Source organism: Falsigemmobacter intermedius, from assembly GCF_004054105.1.
GTDB classification, from domain to species: Bacteria; Pseudomonadota; Alphaproteobacteria; order Rhodobacterales; family Rhodobacteraceae; genus Wagnerdoeblera; species Wagnerdoeblera intermedia.
In genome coordinates this window covers 80,547-100,705 of the sequence record NZ_SBLC01000003.1, presented here as the reverse complement: position 1 = coordinate 100,705, position 20,159 = coordinate 80,547, and the positions used below count along the sequence as shown (strand labels likewise).

Below are 20,159 nucleotides of genomic sequence, written 5' to 3'. Positions count from 1 at the left end.
CCATGCTGGAAACTCTGAAGCCTCAGGCCGAAGACAAGATCATCCGCCTGATGGCGCAGTTCCGCGAGGACCCGCGTGACGGCAAGATCGACCTTGGCGTCGGCGTTTATAAAGATGCAACCGGCCTGACGCCGGTGATGCGGGCCGTTCGCGCGGCGGGGGCCGAACTCCAGGCCTCTGAGACCACCAAAACCTATACCGCGCTTGCGGGGGACAGTCAGTTTCACGCGGTAATGCGCGATCTGATCCTCGGGGATGCGGTGCCTGCGAGCCGCGTGGCTGCTGCGGCAACGCCTGGCGGCACCGGCGCTCTGCGCATCGCCTGTGATCTGATCCGCAAAGCCCGGCCCGGAGCGCGGGTGCTGATGTCCGACCCGACCTGGCCGAACCACCCGGCCATCGCGCAGGATCTGGGCCTCGTCCCCGCCACCTACCGCTATTTCGATGAAGCCTCGGGCACCGTCGATTTCGCGGGGATGAAAGCGGATCTCTCGGCCATCAGCGCGGATGACATCGTGCTGCTCCACGGCTGCTGCCACAACCCGACCGGGGCGAACCTGACCCCGGCCGAATGGGATGAGCTGGTGGCGCTGCTGAAAGCCAAAGGTGCCACGGTTCTGGTCGACATCGCCTATCAGGGCTTCGGCGACGGGCTGGAGGAAGATGCTTACGGCGTGCGGGCGCTGGCCAAAGCGCTGCCCGAACTGCTGATCGCGGCCTCCTGCTCAAAGAACTTCGGGGTGTACCGCGAGCGTGTGGGTATCCTGCTGGCCCTGGTGCCGGAGGGAACGGAAACCGCGCTGGTTCAGGCCAATCTGGCCGCGCTGAACCGGCTGAACTACTCCTTCCCGCCCGATCACGGCGCACGTCTGGTGCAGACCATTCTGACCTCAGAGACGCTGACCGCGGACTGGAAGGCGGAACTGGAAGAGGTGCGCCTTTCCATGCTGGGGCTGCGCGAGCAGCTGGCCTCTGAGCTGCGCCGCCTGACCAACTCGGACCACTTTGATTTCGTGGCCCGCCACCGTGGCATGTTCTCGCGCCTTGGCCTCAGCCCTGAACAGGTAGAGCGGCTGCGGGTGGAATTCGGCGTCTATATGGTGGGCGACAGCCGCATCAATATCGCCGGGCTGAACACCGAAAGCGTGCCGAAACTGGCCGCAGCGATTGCCGCCGTGCTCTGACTCTGAGGCGGGGGCTGATGCCCCCTCCTCACCTCTCTGACCTGAAAGGACCGCGCATGATCCGGCCCACCGCTTCGTTCAAAGACAACCTTGCCCTTCTGCCCGCGATCGACGGCATCACCCGGATTGAGCTGACCGATGCTGCAGGCGCCACTGTTGCGGTCATCGAGAACCAGCCCGGCAAACAGGGCTCGCTGGCGGTCTACGCCTATCTCGGCGCGGCCTTCGGCGCGCTGACCACGGAGGCCGCGACCCATGGCCTTGAGGTTTTTGCCGAACATACCGCCGATGCCAAAGCCCGCCCCGGTGCGCATCCCAATATCGACCGTCTTTTTGAGGTCATCGCCAGCGGTGCGGCCCTGGAGATCAAAGTCGTAAAAGCCTGAGACGGCCTGCCGGAAAAACCAAAGGCGCCCGAAGGGGCGCCTTTTTGCATGCCGCTGATTGCCGCCTCAGCCCTGCTTCAGCAGACGCTGCTTCTGGCGGGCCCAGTCGCGTTTGGCCTCGGTCTCGCGCTTATCGGCATTCTTTTTGCCTTTGGCCACGCCAAGCGCGATTTTCACGATGCCACGCTCGTTGAAATACATCTTCAGCGGCACAAGGGTCATGCCCTCACGGCCCACCGACTGCCAGAGCCGCGACAGTTCGCGCTTCGAGACCAGAAGCTTGCGGTGGCGGCGCTCTTCATGGCTGTCAAAGCGGTTCGCCTGTTTCAGCGCCGCAATATAGCTGTTGATCAGCCACAACTCACCGTTCTCAACCGAGGCATAGCTGTCGGCAATATTGGACTGCCCCGTGCGCAGGGATTTCACCTCTGAGCCGGTGAGAATGATCCCGGCCTCAAGCTCGCTTTCGATAAAATAATCGAAGCGGGCGCGGCGGTTCTCGGCGATGAGCTTGCTGTTGGGGTCGTGTTTTTTCTGCATGGCTTGTCAGAAATAGGGGATGCGCGGGGCGCTGTCCAGTGAGCCCGCCTTGCGGCAGGCCGCGCAGACTGCAATTGTGGTCACAAGAGGGTTGAAGGATATCTGGTATGGCAGTTCTTGCGGATCTGAACGGGCTGGTGGCCGACGGCGTGATCACAGCGGCTCAGGCCCATGTCATGCGCGAACGCTCGCGCTCGGCCATGGTGGCGCTGGTGATCCGGCTTCTGCTCTGCGGCGGGGTTCTCGCGGCGGCAGCGGGTTTTGTCGCCTGGCTCCAGGATCCGGTCAGCGTTGCTCTTGCAGGGTTTTTATTCCTGCTGGGGGGCGCGGTTGTTCTGGCCGTGGCGGGCCCGCTCTGGCGGATGTTTGGCCATGCCGCCGCGCTGATCGGCGCGGTGATGCTGACCGGCGGCGGACTGGTTGAGGCCCTGCGCTCTTTTCCGCAGCCTGAAGCCGGGCTCCTGCCGGCGGCAGCGGGTCTGCTGATCGCGCTGCCCGCAGCGCTGCTCTATCGTTCAGGCAGTGAGCGGATGACCTTTCTGGGAGGGTTTCTGCTGCTGATCGGGCTGGGGCTGCATCTGACGGGCCTTGGCTCTGTGCTGATCGATCAGGAGCGCGGCGGGGTGATCCCCATGCTCTTTTCGCTCTATGCCACGCTGATTCTGCTCGGCGCGGGATGGTTCCTTGATCTGCGGCTCATCACGGCCCTCGCCATCGTTCCCTTTGCCCAGGTGCTGCACACCGGGACCGATTATTTCCACGCGGTCTTTGTCTTTTATTCGCCCGAACCCGCGCTGAGCATTCTGCAGATGGCTCTCGGCATGGGGTTGGCTTTCTGGCTGATGCGGATCCGCCCGGAGCGCGATGCCCGCCACGCCGGGATCTTTGCGGTCATGGCCTTTATCGTGGCCAATCTCTGCTTTCTGGTCGGCTCGCTCTGGGGCGATGTGGTGGGGGATACCCTCGCGCTCTGGCGCGTCTATGACCGCGGCGCGGACGGCTTTTCCTGGAGCGCGGCGGAAGAGGCGAGACGCGCCTATGAGGCCCGCGCGCTGGTGATCCCCGAAAGCGTTTTCGCGGCGGTCTGGGCACTCGTGCTGGCGGCCTGTGCGATCGGCGCGGCCCGGATGCTGCATCGCGGGCTGTTTAATACCGCGCTGACCTTTGGCGCGATCCATGCCTATACCCAGGTCTTTGAAAGCTTCGGCGATCAGCCCCTGGCCTGGATCATCGGCGGTCTGGCGGCCATTCCGCTGGCCTGGGGTATCTGGCGTCTCAATCAGCAGTTCGGCTGAGCCGGCTCAGCCGCGCGCTGCCCCCCGCAGGAGCCCCGTGATCGCCACCGGCGCACCGGGGGTCCGCCGCGCCTGATAGATCGCCAGCCCCTCTGTGACCCGCATGATATAGGTGCGGGTCTCTTCAAAGGGCACGAGTTCCACCCAGTCGATCACATCGACCTCTGCGCGGCGCGGATCGCCGAACTGGGTGATCCAGGCACGCGGACGCCCAGGCCCCGCATTATAGCCCGCCGCCCTGAGCGCGATTGAGGGGCCGAATTCCTCCGCGAGATGGGCCAGATAGGCCGAGCCGAGTTTCGCGTTATAGGCCGGATCACGGGTCAGCGCCGGGATGTCGACCGGAAGGCCCAGCTTTTCAGCCATGAGTTTCGCCGTCCCCGGCATCAGTTGCATCAGCCCGAGCGCCCCGGCCGGAGAGACCGCATCGGCGCGAAACTCGCTTTCACGCCGGGCAACGGCCAGGGCCAGCGGCCGCTCCACGGCCAGATCTTCGGGCAGCAGGCCCGGATCCGGGAAGTAGATCCCGGGCAGAATGATGCCCCGCGCGGCCGCCTGTTTGCCCAGCAGAACCGCCAGATGGGGATCCCCCTTCTCCAGAGCGAAGGCCCCGAGCGCGGCCAGTTCCGCGGCCTCGCGGTCCTCTGCGAGATGCAGAAGGAAGCGGCGCGCATTGGCGGGGTCATTGGCCCGGTAAAGCAGCAGGGCCGCCTCGGTCACCGAAGAGCCAAGGAAGGGCGCCCCCTTCCAGTCCGCGAGGGGCGGCGGGCTGACCAGGGTGTCTTCCATCTGAAGCCCCAGCTTTTCCGCCGCCAGAAGCCCGTAATAGGCCGTCTGGTGCCGCGCAGCCCGGGTATAGGCGGCCTTTGCCTCCTCAGGCTGGCGCAGATCTTCCAGCGCCCGTGCCTGCCAGTAGTCCGCCCGCGCGACCGAGATCGGGGTCGAGACACTGTCCCCAAGGGTGCGGAAATGGCTCAGCGCCCGGGCGGGATCTTTCATCGCCCGCAAAGCGATGAAGCCTGCAAGAAACTCCAGATCCGCCTGAGCGGCACTGCGGCTCAGATGATGGGAAGCGGCGATTTTATAAGCCTCAGCGGCCTTGCCTTCGCGCAGAAGACCACGTGCCAGCACGGCGCGGCGCCGCGCCCAGACCTCAGGGCGACCAAGGGCTTCAGGGGCGCTGCTGCGTTCACGCAGGATCTCCAGTGCGCCATCGGTGCGGGATTTCTTCATCCGCCATTCAAAGCGCGCGAAGGCAAGGCCGGGATCGCGTGCAAGCGCCTCCGGCACGGCGGCGATCAGCGCATCCACGCCCTCGCGTTCCTCCCGAAGGGCCAGACGGGCTTCTGCCAGCTTCTGCCAGCCCTCGCTGACCAGCGGCAGCATCTGCCGCGCCTCGGCATTGCGCCCCTCCCACAAAAGCGCGTCGAGACGTGCCTCGTGATCCCGACGGCTCAGCGCGGGCCCTGCCTCTTCAACGACCTTCTGCTGATCGATCGCACTGAGCCGCAGGCCGGGCCAGGCGGAGGTGAGCCATTTTGTCGCCTCCTGCTCCTGACCAAGCGCCCGATGCGCTTTGACCGCAGCCAGAAGCCCCTCGACGCTGGCAGGGCTGCGGGTTCCGAACCAGGCCAGAACCCGCGACGGGGTGATCGAGCGTGCCACCGCAGTCTCACCGCGGCTTCTGACCAGCGCAAGGCCGGGCCAGTCGGCACGGCGCTGCAAAAACGCCTCATAGTCGGTCAGCGTGCCTTCACCGGCGCGCAGACGCATCCACTCAATAATATCAGCCGCCACCGGCCCGGCCTGTGCCACCGCTGCCTGCGCCCGCTCCCAGTCGCGCAAAGAGGCCGCCGCCAGCCCTTCGGCCAGCGGATCGCGGGCCTGAGAAGCAAGCTCGGGCACCGGAAGCGGCAAAGCCTCAGTGGCCAGCCCCGGCAGGGGCGAAAGGATCAGGGCGAAGGCGGGCAGCAGCAGGGGACGGATCATGGTTTATTTGCCCCCGACCCGCGCCGCAGAGCAAGACACAAAGCCGCCAGCACCCCCTTTGCAAGCCGCCACACCGCGGTTAGGAAGATTTCAAACCAACGGGCGATTCACGCCCTATTCGCGAGGAGACGCGTGCCATGATCAAAGGGTCACTTCCTGCCCTGGTAACGCCGTTGAAGAACGGCAAACCGGATTATGATGCGCTGAAGAAGCTCGTCGAATGGCATATCGCGGAAGGCTCGAACGGCCTTGTGCCCGTCGGCACCACCGGCGAAAGCCCGACGCTGAGCCATGAAGAGCATGCCGAAGTCATCGCCACCGTGGTGAAAGCCGCCGCAGGCCGCGTGCCGGTCATCGCGGGCGCGGGCTCCAACAGCACCAGCGAAGGTGTCTGGCTGATGCAGAAGGCGGCCGAAGCCGGTGCCGATGCCGCTCTGGTGGTGACGCCCTATTACAACAAGCCGACCCAGGCCGGTATGATTGCGCATTTCACCGCGATGCACGACGCAGCGGACCTGCCGATTGTCATCTACAACATCCCCGGCCGCTCGGTTGTGGATATGACGCCTGAGACCATGGGCGAGCTTGCAAAGCTGCCGCGCATCATCGGCGTGAAAGACGCCACCGGCAGGATTGAGCGGGTCAGCCAGCAGCGCGCTGCCTGCGGTAAAGACTTCATCCAGCTCTCGGGCGAAGATGCAACGGCACTCGGCTTTAACGCTCATGGTGGCGTGGGCTGCATCTCGGTGACCGCAAACGTCGCCCCGCGCCTTTGCGCAGAGTTCCAGGCTGCGACCCTTGCAGGGGATTATGCCAAAGCGCTGGAGTATCAGGACCGCCTGATGCCGCTTCATGAGGCGATTTTCATCGAGCCGGGTCTGGTCGGCGCGAAATACGCCATGTCGCTTCTGGGGCTTTGCACCGAAGAAGTCCGCCTGCCGCTGGTCGGCCTGACCGAGGGCACCAAAGAGAAGATCCGCGCCGCCATGCAGCACGCCGGACTGCTCTGAGACCGATTTCGGAATTCTCAAGGAAAAGGGTCGCTTTAGCGGCCCTTTTTCATGTGACACATGAGCCGCTTTCCGTTGCGAAAAGCGCCTTTCACGGAAATTGTGACCTGCTTTAAAGTGGACCCGGGCGCAGCCCTGCGTTAGCCTGAGGTGAAACCAGGCCTCAGGATCCGATGACTGACCCAAACGCGCTTCCCCGACCCATCCCCGCGCGTCCGCGTTCCCGTCCGCTGCTTACCGATATTTCCGCAGCCAGGTGGCTTCTTCTCGCAATTCTTGCGGCGGCCGTCTATTTCTTCCATGGCTTTCTGGTGCCGGTCCTGGCTGCCACGATCATCGCCGTGGCAAGCTGGCCGATCCGGGAGCGCTGCATCAACAGGATGGGGATGGGGCGCACGATCGGCGCGACGGTTCTGATCGTCATTCTGGTCCTCTTCCTCGTCATCCCGATCATCCTTGCGCTCAGCTATGCCTTCCGCGAGCTGCGGGGATGGATCTCCTGGGGGATCCTGGTCAATGGCGTGGGTGCGCCGCCCCCGGCCTGGATGAGTGATCTGCCGCAGATCGGCCCCTGGCTGGATCTGCAGTGGCGCAATCACATCGGACGTCCGGGCGCCATCGCGGATCACGTCCACTTCCTCAGCGGTGAGAATATCGGCACCATTTATCGCGCAGCCCTGGCCACCGGCTCGGTCGCGGCGCATCTGCTGCTGAACCTGGTGTTCCTGCTGATCACGCTCTTTGTCTTTTATCGCGACGGCGACCGGCTGGTTGCGCAGATCGATGTGGTCGGCTCCCGCATCCTGCCGGGGCGCTGGCAGCGTCTGTCGCGCATTGTGCCGACGACCATTTCGGCCACGGTCACCGGCATGACGCTGATCGCGATCGGCGAGGGGGTGATTCTGGGCGTGGCCTATTGGATGGCGGGTGTGCCCTCACCGGTCACCTTTGCGGTCATCACCGGCTTTATGGCCCTGATCCCTGGTGGCGCGCCGCTCTCTTTCACGCTGGTCTCGATCTATCTGGTGGCCAGCGGGTCGACCTTTGAAGGCATTGTGCTCTTTGTCTGGGGGACGGTGGAGCTGTTCATCGTCGATAAGACCATCCGACCGGTGCTCGTCGGCGGCCCGGTCCGCCTGCCCTTCCTTCCCACTTTCTTCGGTCTGGTCGGGGGGGTGAAAACCATGGGAATTGTGGGGCTTTTCGTCGGCCCCGTCCTGATGGCGATTCTGGTGGCCGTCTGGCGTGAATGGCAGCGCGAACTGCTGGAGCATCCGGTTGCCCCGCTGCCCGTCGAGCCACCTGAGCCGCCCCTTCCGTCAGTGCAGAGTTAAACCTCCGAAATCAGAACGAAATCCGCGCGAGGGGCATCCCCCCCTCGCGTTTTCTTTTGCGCAGGCTCTGCGCGATCCTCAGCCAAAATGCGCTCTGGGCAAATTTTCTCTGGGAATACGATGGATCACCGTTACACCTTAAGGCAGCATTAACTGGTAAGGCGGACCAATGCGCTCTGAAGCTGTGACAACCTCCTATAAACGCTGGGCACCTGTCTATGATCTGGTCTTCGGGCGCGTCTTCGCGCCAGGGCGGGCCAGAGCCACAAGTTTCGCAAACAGCCATGGCGGGACCGTGCTGGAGGTGGGGGTCGGCACCGGCCTGTCCCTGCCCCACTACCGCGCCGATGTGCAGGTGACGGGCATCGACTACTCGCAGGAGATGCTGAACAAGGCGATCGAAAAGGTTGCAGAGCTCGGGCTGCGCAATGTCACGCTGGAGCAGATGGATGCGCAGGAGATGCGCTTTGCCGATGAAAGCTTCGACATTGTCACGGCGCTTCATGTGCTCTCGGTGGTGCCGGATCCGGTGAAAACCCTGGCAGAAATGGCCCGGGTCTGCCGCAGGGGCGGGCATGTGCTGATCGGCAACCACTTTGCGGCTGAGAAGGGTATCCTGAAGATCGTGGAAAAGAAGATGCATGTGCTCCAGGATCATCTGGGCTGGCAGGCGGACTTCCCCATCGAGACGGTGCTGAGCAACCCCGATCTGCAACTGGTAGAACGCCGCCCCATGCCGCCCCTGGGCGCTATGACCTGGCTGGTTCTGAAACGGATCTGAGCCGCGGGTAATACGCAAAACGCGCCCCGGGAGGGCGCGTTACAAAGCCTGAGACACCCCCGGTCCGGGTCACTTCAGCGTTTTGATCTGGCGGAGGAAGTGGCGCACCCGACAGGATTCGAACCTGTGACCCCTGCCTTCGGAGGGCAGTACTCTATCCAGCTGAGCTACGGGTGCCTGAGCTTGTCTATAGCCGCAGGCACCGCCGCGTGCAACCGCGATCACTCTGGAATCACGAGAAAAGATCGTGACAAAGTTCCAGCGCTGAGACGAGGGCATCCACCTCAGCCTCGGTGTTGTAAAGCGCGAAGGAGGCACGACAGGTTGCACCCACGCCCAGATGCTCCATCAGGGGCATTGCGCAGTGCGTCCCGGCCCGCACGGCAATGCCGCGTTTGTCGAGGACCGTTGAAATGTCATGCGCATGGGCCGCACCGTCCAGCGTGAAGCTGAAAATCGCGCCTTTGGTGGCGGAATTGCCCTGGACGTTCAGCCAGTTCAGACCGTCAAGTTTAGCGCGCGCATAATCGCGGATGCGCCGCTCATGGGCGGCAACATTCTCCATGCCAAGCGCCATCAGATAGTCAAGCGCCGCGCCCAGACCGATCTGCTGCACGATGCCCGGCGTTCCGGCCTCAAATTTCATCGGCGGATCCGCCCAGGTCACCGCCTCGCGGGTCACTTCACGAATCATATCGCCGCCGCCCAGGAAGGGGCGCATTTCGGCCTGACGCTCCCGCGAGATCCAGATCGCGCCGGAGCCTGAGGGGCCGTAAAGCTTGTGGCCGGTGATCGCGAAGAAATCCGCACCAAGCGTGCTCAGGTCAATCGGCATATGCACCGCCGACTGCGAACCATCGACCAGGACCGGCACGCCTTTGTCCTTTGCCCCTTTGCAGATCGCTGCCACATCCACCACCGAGCCGAGCACGTTCGACATATGGGTGATCGCAATCAGCTTCGTCTTCGGCGTGATGGCATCGAGCACCGCCTGCGGATCCAGATCGCCATTGGCGTCAATCTCGACCCATTTCAGCACCACACCCTGACGCTCGCGCAGAAAATGCCAGGGCACGATATTGGCGTGATGCTCCATCACCGACAGGATGATCTCATCCCCCGTCTGAAGGCGCGGTGCGGCCCAGCCGTAAGAGACAAGGTTGATCCCTTCGGTCGAGCCCGAGGTGAAGACCACCTCATCCTCATGGGGCGCGTTCAGAAAGCGCGCGATGGTGCCGCGCACAGCTTCATATTTCTCGGTCGAGAGATTGGAGAGATAATGCAGGCCGCGGTGCACATTGGCATAGTCCTCCGCATAGCCGCGGGTGACCGCATCAATCACCACCTGCGGCTTTTGCGCAGAGGCCCCGTTGTCGAGATAGACCAGCGGTCTGCCGTTCACTTCACGCGACAGAATCGGAAAATCGCGGCGGATCAGGTTGACGTCATACATCGAAGGCGAACCTTTCACCCGAGCAGCGGGAAGAACAGGGTAAAGAAGATCGACATCACAAAGGCCACGGCAAAGATGCCACCGATGATGCCCAGAAAGGTCAGAGGCAGGGATTTAAACCCGTGAAGCCCCGCGACCAGACCCGTGGCGACCCAGGCCGCGCCCACGATCGCCGCCAGGCTCAGAAAGCCCGCCAGCGGCGGCAGCAGAAGCATCAGAAAGACCTGCACGAACTGCACCACCACCAGCAGCGCCTGCAGCCAGGTGACGATGCGCAGAGCGCCGGTAAAATCGCCCTGCCCCCTGGCCATGCGCCCCAGCAGCGTAACCGCCAGCGCCAGCGCCAGCATGGCCATCAGCTGCAGAGCCAGAAGCGCGAAAGGCACCGGCAGCATCGCCGTGGTTTCCGCCGCGGAGGGTCCGGTCAGCGCCGCGAGCCAGAGCCCCAGCACCGAGAGCACCGAGACCAGCAGCAGGCTTTCCCAAAGGCTGTTGCCCGGCAGTGATAAAGACCCGATGCGCGCACCATTGCGGCGCGGGTCGGTCAGAGCCTCACGGGCGAGAGCAATCAGATCAGAGCTGTTCATAGTAAGTCTTTCCGGCATCAGGCCACGACCGCATCGGCGCTTTCCGCCACAGAGAGGGCATTGCCCCATTGCCATGCAAATCCGAAGGCGATCAGCCCGCCCACCAGCATGGCCTGCGGGCCCTGGCCGATAAATCCGGCCACAAGGCCCTGAAACAGCATCAAAGGCGCAGTCGCCAGCAGCGACCAGAAGAGCGCGACCCGGGCCGTGTAAAAGCTGCCCTTACCGCCAAACATCCGCGCGATCAGATGCGAGAGTGCCGCGATCAGATAGGCAAACAGCGGGAAGAGGAACATGATCCCCATCATCGCGCCGCCGATCCGCGCATCCAGCGGCACCGAAGGGTCAAAATGGGCCTGCCGCGCCAGGCGGGGCAGCTGGGCCACGAAAATCAGCAGCGAGGCAACGAAGAGCATGGCGAAGGCGCGGTCCTCGCGCAGCCCCGCAGCCAGCAGATCGCGCATCACCGCTCTGGGGGCGCGCCAGCTTCTGAGAATGCGGCGGGTCATCGACATAGGGGCAGCTCCATGGTTCCATCAGCCCGTCTTATAAACCGCGGCCCGGGCGATTGCACCCGGGCCGTGGCAGGATTTTAGTCGTTGGTGTGACGGGTCAGCCAGGACTCCAGGCGACCGCGGATCTCTTCGCCAAGGGTCTCGTCGTCAATCTCGCCAATGGCTTCCGCAAGGAAGGCCAGCACGAGCAGCGCTTCGGCCTGACGCTTCGGCACACCGCGCGAACGCAGATAGTAAAGCGCGGTCTCATCGATCGCCCCCGAGGTCGAGCCGTGCGAGCATTTCACGTCGTCGGCATAGATCTCAAGCTCCGGCTTCGCCAGGAACTGGCTGTCGCCGTCAAGCAGCAGCGACTGGCTGATCTGATAGCCGTCGGTCTTCTGTGCGCCCGGTTTCACCAGGATTTTGCCCTGGAAGACGCCGGTGGCCCCGTTCATCAGAACTTTTTTGAAGACCTGACGGCTCTCGCAACGCTCTGCACCATGGATGATGAAGACGGTGTCATCGTGTTTGACACCCGCATCACCGACGCAGGCCCCGGCGATATGGGCGAAAGCGTCATCCCCGGTCAGATCCAGAACCGCCTCGTTGCGGGTCAGGGTGCCATTGGCGGTCATGGTGAAGGACTTGAAGGTCGACTCACTGCCAATGCGTGCGAAGATATGCGTGATCGCGCTGCGGTCGCTGTCGCGGCCCTGGGTGCGCACGTGGTGGAAGGTCGCGCCCTTGCCGACTTCGACTTCCATCACCGAGTTAAAGCGCGCAGCGCCAACACCGTTTTCCAGCAGCGTGAATTCTGCACCCTCTTCCAGCTTCAGCACATGGTGCAGCAGCACATCCGAGGTCTCTGAGCTTTGCTCATAGATCAGCGAAAGCGGACGCTCTGCCTGACCGGTCACGCGGATCAGAAGGCCATCTGCCGCAAAAGCGGTGTTCAGAACGGCGAAGGGACGCTCAACCGGCTTCTGACCATTGGCTTCCAGCTTGCCGTAAAGCTCTGCCGCCCAGTGGCTGTCGGTGCCGGCCACATCCGCCAGACGCGAGAGTTCCACACCGGCCAGCTCCAGGCTGTCCGAACGGGCCGCATCAAAGACGCCGTCGACGAAATAGAGCTTCACGCGCTCAATAGCATCGAAAGGCACCACGGCATCCGCTGCCGCAGGCGTGACCGCCGCCGGGGTGACCGCGTTGAAGGCGGCCGGATCGGTGTAGCGCCAGTATTCATCGCGGCGGCCCGGCAGACCCATGGCCTGCAGACGGGCCAGCGCATCAGCACGGGCTGCGGAAACCCAGGAGCCGCCCGCCGGCTGCGAAAGCGCGGCAAGACGCAGGGCGAGGGTCTCCTGTTTGGCTTTCAGGAGTGCCGACATCAGTTCTCCTCCGCCAGCAGGTTGGCGTAGCCGTTGTTTTCAACTTCCAGCGCCAGTTCCGGGCCACCGGTTTTGATGATGCGGCCGTTTGCCATGATGTGAACGACATCCGGTTTGATGTGGTCCAGCAGGCGCTGGTAGTGGGTGATGACGAGGAAGGAACGACCCTCGGAGCGCAGCGCGTTCACGCCTTCCGAGACCAGTTTCATCGCATCCACGTCGAGACCCGAGTCGGTCTCATCGAGCACGCACATTTTCGGCTCCAGCATGGCCATCTGCAGGATCTCGTTGCGCTTTTTCTCACCGCCCGAGAAACCGACGTTGACCGGACGCTTCAGCATCTCAGCGTCGATCTTCAGGGTTTTGGCTTTTTCGCGCACGAGTTTGAGGAAGTCACCGGCCGAGACTTCTTCTTCACCGCGCAGCTTGCGCTGAGCGTTGAGCGCGGTGCGCAGGAAAGTCATATTGCCGACGCCGGGGATTTCCACCGGATACTGGAACGCAAGGAAAAGGCCCGCTGCTGCGCGCTCTTCGGGTTCCATCTCCAGCAGTTCTTCGCCCTCAAGGGTGGCCGAACCTTCGGTCACTTCATAGCCGTCACGGCCCGAGAGAACATAGGAGAGCGTCGATTTGCCCGAGCCGTTCGGGCCCATGATGGCATGCACTTCGCCGGCTTTGATCGAGAGGTTGACCCCTTTCAGGATCTGCTTGTCCTCTTCTTCGAGCTTGACGTGCAGGTTACGGATTTCCAGCATGGAACGGTCCTTTCGAGAAACGGAAAGAAGGGGCAGCCGCGCGAAGGCGGAGCCCCTGGTGTTGTCTGGCAGCCGGAAGTGGCTGCGGGATCAGAAAAGCAGTGTTGCCCCCGGCAGGACCGCAGGCTGCGCGATGCCCATCATGGCCGAGACCCATTCCGGCGCGAAGACCAGCAGGAAACCCTCGGGCCAGAACTGCACCAGATTGTGCAAAAGCGCGGCCGTGAGCATCATCGAGAGGAGCTGCAGCGCAAAGCTGCGCCAGCCGCTGAGGCCAAGAATGGCGCGCACCAGCCCCAGGGCCACCAGACCGATCAGCAGACCGGCGGGAAGCTGCATCTCGGGCGAGAGTTGCGCGGTCAGATGAAAGACCACCCAATGCGCCCAGAGCCAGGCCAGCGCCCCCGAGAGGATCGCGATAAAGACCTGCGCGATTGCGGGCGCACGCCTGCCGGAGGGTTTCTCCTGCAAACGTCCGATCCCGGTTGCCGCGCCGGGCACGGATTGATCCATGCCGATGAAAAGCGCGGAATTGGTGTTTCCCGTCTGCGCAGCGATCCGCGCGAGCCGGGCATTGAAAGCGTCCTGCCGATTCATGGTTTCCCCCCCCTGTCTCTTTTTCTGCGACAAGGATTGAAGATGAATTATGGCAGTTCGCGGGCGAAATCGGTCCGCTCTGGGGAGAGTTCCAGGCAATTTGAGGGAAATTCATCATTTCACCTCGACCTGAAAAAGAGCCCGGCATACCAGCCCGCAAGCGCGCGCGGCAGGGTCATGGGCAAAAGTTCAAACCGGGCCATCCGCCCGATCATCTCAACAGGTTCAGCAAGTCTGCAGACCGTGTGATACTCTTTGCGGTCGCGGTAATCATCAAAGAGAACCGTCACCGGCTTTGTGCTGCGCAGGGCCACGGTGGCAAAACAGGCCGCCCGGAAGCGCCCGTCAATCAGCACCAGATCGGGCTGCTGAAAATCCGGCCGGTCCCAGACCGAATGCGGATAGGCAGGCCAGGCTGCAAATTTTGAATAATCCGCCGGATAGCCCCAGTCGCGCACCGGGCCGATATCGGCATGATGCAGCGTCACTGAAGAGGCGCCGGGATTGGCCCGCAGCCAGTCGCCCAGACCCGCGGCCCAGTCTGCATCGCTTTCGACGCTGAAGATCACTTTGTCGGGCAGCTCTGACGCCAGAACCGTCGAGCCGCCCGAGCCATATTCCAGCACCACCTGCGCCGCCTCAAGGGCATGACGAAGCGCCTGCGCCTCTGCCTCAGGCAGGGTCAGAACCGGCTTCACCGCCAGAGCGGGGCGCGCAGTGCTGCGCAGTTCAGCCAAGCCGCACCGCCGTACCGCTGGCCGAGACCATCAGCATATTGTTGATCACTTCAAAGTCGAGATCGACGCCCACAACGGCATCGGCACCAAGGCGCTGCGCCTCAGCCTCCATCTCCGCCAGCGCGGTTTTGCGCGCGCGGCCCAACTCTCTTTCATAAGCCCCTGAGCGGCCACCCACGATATCGCGGATACCGGCAAAGAGGTCTTTGAAGATATTGGCCCCCAGAATGGCCTCGCCGGTGACGATGCCCAGATAGTCCCGTGCAGGCCGCCCCTCAACGGTGGGAGTGGTGGTCACAATCATTGCGTTTCTCTCCATCGTCAGGGGCCGAAGCCCGCCCGGGTTGTCATTCTCCGCCCGTCCTGGGCGATCTTCCGTCTGCAATGTGCCGGATCATCCGGCACGCCCCTGCACCACTGTCACAGCGATCCGGGCCCTGATGAAAATCGCGGCAAAGGCGCCGCGTTTCCCCTCGGACTGAATTGCCAGCCAGTCCCGCGCCGCAGTCACACGTCGGATCAGGCACGCGTCGATCCGGCCGGTGCAGGATCACGGCCCCTGTCGGGGCCCCGCCAGACCTAAGTCCGGCGGGGAGCGGTCTTCAGCCGACCGAGCCTTCGAGCGAGATTGCAACAAGGCTCTGAGCCTCCATCGCAAATTCCATCGGCAGCGCCTGAAGAACCTCTTTGACGAAGCCGTTGACGACCAGCGCCACGGCCTCTTCTTCACCCATGCCGCGCGAACGGCAGTAGAAGAGCTGATCGTCATCCACCTTCGAGGTGGTCGCCTCATGCTCAACGCGGCTCGAGTTGTTCTTCACTTCGATGTAAGGCACGGTATGCGCGCCGCACTGATCGCCGATCAGCAGCGAGTCACATTGGGTGTAGTTACGCGAATCCGTCGCTTTCGGGTGCATGGTGACCTGACCGCGATAGGTGTTCTGCGCTTTACCCGCCGAGATGCCCTTCGAGACGATGCGCGACTTGGTGCGCTTGCCCAGGTGGATCATCTTGGTGCCGGTATCGGCCTGCTGCATGTTGTTGGCGATGGCGATCGAGTAGAACTCGCCCTGGCTGTCATCACCGCGCAGAATGCAGGAGGGGTACTTCCAGGTGATCGCCGAGCCGGTCTCGACCTGCGTCCACATCACTTTCGCACGATCACCGCGGCAATCAGCGCGCTTCGTCACGAAGTTATAAATGCCGCCCTTGCCCTCTTCGTCGCCCGGGAACCAGTTCTGAACGGTCGAGTACTTGATCTCGGCATCTTCCAGAATGATCAGTTCCACCACGGCCGCATGCAGCTGGTTGGTGTCGCGCTTGGGCGCGGTGCAGCCTTCCAGATAAGAGACATAAGAGCCCTTGTCTGCGATGATCAGCGTGCGCTCAAACTGCCCGGTGTTTTCCGCATTGATGCGGAAATAGGTCGACAGCTCCATCGGGCAGCGGGTGCCTTCGGGGATGTAGACAAACGAGCCGTCCGAGAAGACCGCCGAGTTCAGCGTGGCAAAGAAGTTATCCGACTGCGGCACCACGGTGCCGAGGTATTTCTTCACCAGTTCCGGATGCTCTTTGATCGCTTCCGAAATCGAGCAGAAGATGACGCCCGCTTTGCGCAGCTCATCCTTGAAAGTGGTGCCCAGCGAGACGGAGTCGAAGACCGCATCCACCGCGACCTTCCGGCCATCGGCAGGCGCATTCTCTGCCCCTTCGACACCGGCAAGGATCATCTGCTCGCGCAGCGGAATGCCCAGCTTCTCATAGGTCGCCAGCAGCTTCGGGTCCACCTCATCGAGCGACTTCGGCTTTTCCGTCATGCTCTTGGGTTTGGCGTAGTAATACTGATCCTGATAATCAATCTCAGGATAGTTCAGCATCGCCCAGGACGGCTCTTCCATCTGCAGCCAGCGGCGATAGGCAGCCAGACGCCATTCCAGCATCCACTCCGGCTCGTCGTTTTTCGCCGAGATGAGGCGAACGATATCCTCGTTCAGACCCTTGGGGGCCATCTCCATCTCGATCTCGGTTTCCCAGCCGTATTTGTACTTGCCGGCCATTGCCTCGACGGTTTCAATCGTCTCACGGTCCACACCCTCACGGATGTCGGTCCGGGCTTCGGCCTGATCGGTCAATGCCATCTCTTCGTCCTTCTCACCGACTGCCCGTGGCAGCCTCATTCGCTCTCGCGGGCCGCTGAGCGGCCCCGTCCTGATCCCGCCCCGCCCGTCAGAGGCAGGTCAGGCCTTCATACGCGCCAGCACCTTATCGCGCGCCCGCGACCAGGTTTCGGCAAAACGCAACAGAGGCTCCCTCTGCACGCCGATCCCCAGAGAGATCCGCATGGCCGAGGCGGCCTCTGCCTCGTCAAATCCCATCGCCCGCAGCACCCGGCTTGAGCGCACCTTGCCGCTCGAACAGGCCGAACCTGCCGAGACCGCAAAGCCGGCCAGGTCCATCTGCATCACCTGGGTCTCCCCTTTCCAGCCCGGGGTCACCAGGCAAAGCGTATTGGGCAGGCGGGCTGTCTTATGCCCGACTGAAATAGTCCCGCTTTCCCCGCCTGACAATGCTGAGTCTAGAATATTTCTAAATTCTTCGACCTCCTGCCAGCGTCCTGCGGCAAGATCACGCTGCGCTGCCGTTGCAGCTGCGGCAAAACCGGCAATGCCGATCAGATTCTCAGTCCCGGCACGGCGCCCCATCTCCTGCCCGCCGCCTTTCAGCTGCGCGGCAATCTCAAGCCCGCGCCGGATCACCAGAGCGCCGATCCCCTTCGGACCACCGATCTTATGAGCCGAGACAAAGCCGATATCGATCCCGGACCAGTCAAAGGCAAAAGGCAGCTTACCAAACCCCTGGGTCAGATCCGCCACCGCCAGCCCTGCGGGCAGCTTCTGCACCACCCCGGTCTCTGAATTGGCCAGCTGCAGCGCAGAGCCGGCCGGATTGCTGAGCGTCACCAGACCATCGCGATCGACCGGCAGATCTGCCGCGCACCAGGCCGAGACCGCCTCATGCTCCACCTCAGCGCAGTGGAGCCCCCGCCCCGCACAGGCCATGGCCGCAGCCTCGGTCGAGCCTGAGACAAAAACCACATCCGAGGCCTCCGCCCCCAGCGCCGTCGCGATCTCGCCCCGCGCCCGCTCCATCAGCGCTTTCGCCGCGCGTCCTTCAGCATGAACTGATGAGGGATTGCCCGTCAGATCCATCGCCGCCAGCATGGCCTCGCGCGCCTCCGCCCGCAGAGGCGTGGTCGCATTCCAGTCCAGATAAAGCCTTGCGACCATCGTCTCAGCCCCTGCTTTGGCTTTTAGAAAAATACTCCGGGGTCCGGGGCAGCGCCCCGGGGCCGGCCACCTGCGCCAAATCCGCGGTCTCAGTCCTCATCCACAACCCGAAACAGCGCCGGAACCGCCGGACAGGGCGTCAGCTGGTTGCCGATCACATCCGACAGGCGCACCTGATGAAGATAGACATAAACATTGGCCGACAGCCCCTGCCAGAGCCGGTTGCACAAAGATTGCGCACGGCTGCCCGACATGCCGCCCGAAGCGCCGGCGCCGGTATGGGTGGCATCCACCGTTTCCTCGACCGCTTCCAGCACCTCAGAGACACGGATCGCATCGGGCGAGCGCGCAAGGCGGTAGCCGCCCCCCGGCCCGCGCACCGATTCCACAAGGCCCGCACGGCGCAGCCGCACGAAGAGCTGTTCCAGATAGGGCAGCGAAATATCCTGCCGCTTTGAGATTTCCGCCAGTGAAACCCGGCCTTCGCCCGCATAAAGCGCCAGATCAGACAGCGCCACCATCGCGTAGCGGCCCTTCGTCGAAAGTTTCATTGCCGCTCCTGCTGCGCGCCCCCGACCATTGACGCCGGACAGGCTGACGCTTAACTCATTGCTGTAGCGGCCGGAAGCTCTCCGGCCATCTGGAATCATTCTAAGCAGGCCCCCGCCTGGCGTCAACCGCGAGCCCCGGACACCGGGGGCGACACAGCGGCACGCCCTGTGGGGCGTCTGCTTTATCAGTCAGTGAGCCCGCGCATGCCCGAAGTGATTTTCCCCGGCCCCGAAGGACGCCTTGAAGGCCGTTATCACCCTCAGAAGGAACGCGACGCTCCGATTGCGATCATTCTGCACCCCCATCCGCAGTTCGGCGGGACGATGAACAACCGCGTCGTCTATAACCTGCATTATGCCTTCCATAATATGGGCTTTACGGTTCTGCGCTTCAACTTCCGCGGCGTCGGCCGCAGCCAGGGCGAATATGACCAGGGCATCGGCGAGCTGTCGGATGCGGCAGCGGCGCTCGACTATCTGCAGTCGATGAACCCCAATGCCAAACACTGCTGGGTCGCGGGCTTCTCCTTCGGCGCCTGGATCGGCATGCAGCTTCTGATGCGCCGCCCTGAGATCACCGGCTTCATCTCGGTGGCCCCGCCGGCCAATATGTATGATTTCAGCTTCCTCGCGCCATGCCCGGCCTCGGGCCTGATCATCAATGGTGCCGCCGACCGCGTGGCTCCGCCGAAAGACACCGTGACCCTCGTGAATAAACTCCACGAGCAGAAGGGCATCACCGTCACCCACACGCAGATCGAGGGTGCAGGCCACTTCTTTGAGGATGACGAGCAGCACATGAAGCCGATGATCGCTCATGTGGATGAATACGTCCGCCGCCGCCTCACCGAGACCACCCGCTGATATGGCCCTGCTTGAGGACCTCGCAGACAGCCTGTCGGCCGATGTCTTTCAGGCCATGAAGGCCACCGGCGACGACCGGCTTTATGAGCGCGTCGCTCTGTCGATCGGCGCACTCTCCCCTTCGATGGAGGAGGCTTTTCTCACCTCCATCCGGCTGCGCCTCGCCGAGCAGCGCGGGCGACAGTTTCTGATCCAGGAACTGACGCGCATGCAGGGCAGCCAGTCCTGACCCCTTCCAGAGGCCGCGCCCCGAAAGCGCGGCCTTTTTGCTGACCGCCTCCCCCCGGATATCTCTGATGACTGCCCCTGACACCGATCTGACCGCCCGGCTTGCCTTTCTCACCGAAGCCGACCGGCTCAAACTCGTGGACCGTGCCTCCCGGATCACCAACAATACCCGCTGCGAAAACTCGGCCGAGCATTCCTGGCATCTGGCGCTCTACGCCCTCGTCCTCGGCGATCTGGCCGGCCCCGGCGTCTCGACCGATCGGGTCATCCGGATGATGCTGCTCCATGATCTGGTCGAGATCGATGCAGGCGATGTGCCGATCCACTCCGCCGCCGGTCAGGCCCATGCCTCTGAGGCGACAAAGGCCGCCGAACTGGCGGGGGCCGAGCGGATCTTCGGCCTGCTGCCCCCGGCGAAAGCCGCGGAACTGCGCGCGCTCTGGGATGAGTTCGAGGAGGGGGAAACCCCCGATGCCCGCTTCGCCCGAGCCCTCGACCGGGTGCAGCCGGTGATGCTGAACCTGATCAATGACGGCGGCACCTGGAATGATTTTGAGGTCACCCGCGAGCAGCTTGAAACCCGGGTCGGAGCCAAGGTCATGCGCGGGGCACCGGCACTCTGGCTGCACCTCAAAGGCGCGATCGACGCCTGGTTCAGCCGCAACCACCCCTGAGACCGGGGCTGGCCCATTGCAC

Annotated in this window: 22 protein-coding genes and 1 tRNA gene; 9 read left to right on the top strand and 14 right to left on the bottom strand. The window is 63.2% G+C overall.

The genetic code is table 11. The features are described from left to right. The first annotated feature begins 2 nt into the window (after positions 1-2). Positions 3-1,184: an amino acid aminotransferase gene (locus EP867_RS02735; RefSeq protein ID WP_128486677.1), complete on the top strand. Its 1,182-nt coding sequence runs from the start codon at positions 3-5 to the stop codon at positions 1,182-1,184. 56 nt (positions 1,185-1,240) lie between these two features. Then, positions 1,241-1,570 carry a DUF2322 family protein gene (locus EP867_RS02730; protein WP_128486676.1) on the top strand — a complete coding sequence of 110 codons (330 nt, stop codon included), beginning with the start codon at positions 1,241-1,243 and terminating at the stop codon, positions 1,568-1,570. 66 nt (positions 1,571-1,636) lie between these two features. Here EP867_RS02730 and smpB read toward each other — a convergent pair whose 3' ends face one another. Further along, entirely contained in the window at positions 1,637-2,110 is a 474-nt protein-coding gene (smpB, locus tag EP867_RS02725) for an SsrA-binding protein SmpB (protein ID WP_128486675.1), read from the bottom strand. Positions 2,111-2,217: 107 nt separating this feature from the next. Here smpB and EP867_RS02720 point away from each other — a divergent pair, with 107 nt between their 5' ends. Continuing rightward, positions 2,218-3,405, top strand: coding sequence for a hypothetical protein (locus tag EP867_RS02720; RefSeq protein WP_128486674.1), 1,188 nt, complete (start codon positions 2,218-2,220; stop codon positions 3,403-3,405). Positions 3,406-3,411: 6 nt separating this feature from the next. Here the strand turns inward: EP867_RS02720 and EP867_RS02715 are convergent, their stop codons facing one another. Next, complete coding sequence (locus EP867_RS02715; protein ID WP_128486673.1) at positions 3,412-5,394, bottom strand: lytic transglycosylase domain-containing protein; 1,983 nt, start codon at positions 5,392-5,394, stop codon at positions 3,412-3,414. A 137-nt stretch (positions 5,395-5,531) separates the two neighbouring features. Here EP867_RS02715 and dapA point away from each other — a divergent pair, with 137 nt between their 5' ends. The 3 genes from dapA (at position 5,532) to EP867_RS02700 (ending at position 8,519) form a co-directional block, all read left to right on the top strand. Further along, positions 5,532-6,404: a 4-hydroxy-tetrahydrodipicolinate synthase gene (gene dapA / locus EP867_RS02710; protein ID WP_128486672.1), complete on the top strand. Its 873-nt coding sequence runs from the start codon at positions 5,532-5,534 to the stop codon at positions 6,402-6,404. A 173-nt stretch (positions 6,405-6,577) separates the two neighbouring features. Continuing rightward, a complete protein-coding gene (locus EP867_RS02705) occupies positions 6,578-7,738 on the top strand; it encodes an AI-2E family transporter (RefSeq protein ID WP_128486671.1) in 1,161 nt (386 codons plus the stop codon). Positions 7,739-7,907: 169 nt separating this feature from the next. Then, on the top strand, positions 7,908-8,519 hold the full coding sequence (locus EP867_RS02700) for a class I SAM-dependent methyltransferase (RefSeq protein ID WP_128486670.1): 612 nt from the start codon (positions 7,908-7,910) through the stop codon (positions 8,517-8,519). 100 nt (positions 8,520-8,619) lie between these two features. Here EP867_RS02700 and EP867_RS02695 read toward each other — a convergent pair. The 12 genes from EP867_RS02695 to iscR form a co-directional block, all read right to left on the bottom strand. Further along, a tRNA-Arg gene (locus tag EP867_RS02695) sits at positions 8,620-8,696 on the bottom strand. 55 nt (positions 8,697-8,751) lie between these two features. Further along, entirely contained in the window at positions 8,752-9,972 is a 1,221-nt protein-coding gene (locus EP867_RS02690) for a cysteine desulfurase (protein ID WP_128486669.1), read from the bottom strand. Positions 9,973-9,986: 14 nt separating this feature from the next. After that, positions 9,987-10,559, bottom strand: coding sequence for a YIP1 family protein (locus EP867_RS02685; RefSeq protein ID WP_164888744.1), 573 nt, complete (start codon positions 10,557-10,559; stop codon positions 9,987-9,989). A gap of 17 nt (positions 10,560-10,576) precedes the next feature. After that, entirely contained in the window at positions 10,577-11,074 is a 498-nt protein-coding gene (locus EP867_RS02680; RefSeq protein ID WP_128486667.1) for a YIP1 family protein, read from the bottom strand. Positions 11,075-11,151: 77 nt separating this feature from the next. After that, positions 11,152-12,444 carry a Fe-S cluster assembly protein SufD gene (sufD, locus tag EP867_RS02675; protein ID WP_128486666.1) on the bottom strand — a complete coding sequence of 431 codons (1,293 nt, stop codon included), beginning with the start codon at positions 12,442-12,444 and terminating at the stop codon, positions 11,152-11,154. Continuing rightward, positions 12,444-13,199: a Fe-S cluster assembly ATPase SufC gene (sufC, locus tag EP867_RS02670; RefSeq protein WP_128486665.1), complete on the bottom strand. Its 756-nt coding sequence runs from the start codon at positions 13,197-13,199 to the stop codon at positions 12,444-12,446. Before sufC ends, sufD begins: the two co-directional genes overlap by 1 nt. A 90-nt stretch (positions 13,200-13,289) precedes the next feature. Then, entirely contained in the window at positions 13,290-13,796 is a 507-nt protein-coding gene (locus EP867_RS02665) for a hypothetical protein (protein ID WP_128486664.1), read from the bottom strand. Between the two features lie 119 nt (positions 13,797-13,915). Then, positions 13,916-14,533, bottom strand: coding sequence for a hypothetical protein (locus tag EP867_RS02660; protein WP_241656794.1), 618 nt, complete (start codon positions 14,531-14,533; stop codon positions 13,916-13,918). Continuing rightward, positions 14,526-14,837, bottom strand: a complete 312-nt coding sequence (locus EP867_RS02655) for a heavy metal-binding domain-containing protein (RefSeq protein WP_128486663.1) — start codon at positions 14,835-14,837, stop codon at positions 14,526-14,528. The genes EP867_RS02660 and EP867_RS02655 overlap by 8 nt, the downstream gene beginning before the upstream one ends. A 298-nt stretch (positions 14,838-15,135) precedes the next feature. Next, on the bottom strand, positions 15,136-16,671 hold the full coding sequence (gene sufB, locus EP867_RS02650; protein ID WP_128486662.1) for a Fe-S cluster assembly protein SufB: 1,536 nt from the start codon (positions 16,669-16,671) through the stop codon (positions 15,136-15,138). 99 nt (positions 16,672-16,770) lie between these two features. Then, positions 16,771-17,820, bottom strand: coding sequence for a cysteine desulfurase family protein (locus EP867_RS02645; RefSeq protein WP_128486661.1), 1,050 nt, complete (start codon positions 17,818-17,820; stop codon positions 16,771-16,773). An 89-nt stretch (positions 17,821-17,909) separates the two neighbouring features. Further along, positions 17,910-18,371 (bottom strand): Fe-S cluster assembly transcriptional regulator IscR, encoded by a 462-nt coding sequence (iscR, locus tag EP867_RS02640; protein WP_128486660.1) that lies wholly within the window; start codon positions 18,369-18,371, stop codon positions 17,910-17,912. Positions 18,372-18,575: 204 nt separating this feature from the next. Between iscR and EP867_RS02635 the strand changes: the two genes are divergently transcribed. The 3 genes from EP867_RS02635 (at position 18,576) to EP867_RS02625 (ending at position 20,137) form a co-directional block, all read left to right on the top strand. Next, a complete protein-coding gene (locus EP867_RS02635) occupies positions 18,576-19,235 on the top strand; it encodes an alpha/beta hydrolase (protein ID WP_128486659.1) in 660 nt (219 codons plus the stop codon). A gap of 1 nt (position 19,236) precedes the next feature. Beyond that, positions 19,237-19,464: a hypothetical protein gene (locus tag EP867_RS02630; protein ID WP_128486658.1), complete on the top strand. Its 228-nt coding sequence runs from the start codon at positions 19,237-19,239 to the stop codon at positions 19,462-19,464. Between the two features lie 67 nt (positions 19,465-19,531). Beyond that, a complete protein-coding gene (locus EP867_RS02625) occupies positions 19,532-20,137 on the top strand; it encodes an HD domain-containing protein (protein WP_128486657.1) in 606 nt (201 codons plus the stop codon). Positions 20,138-20,159: the final 22 nt, after the last annotated feature.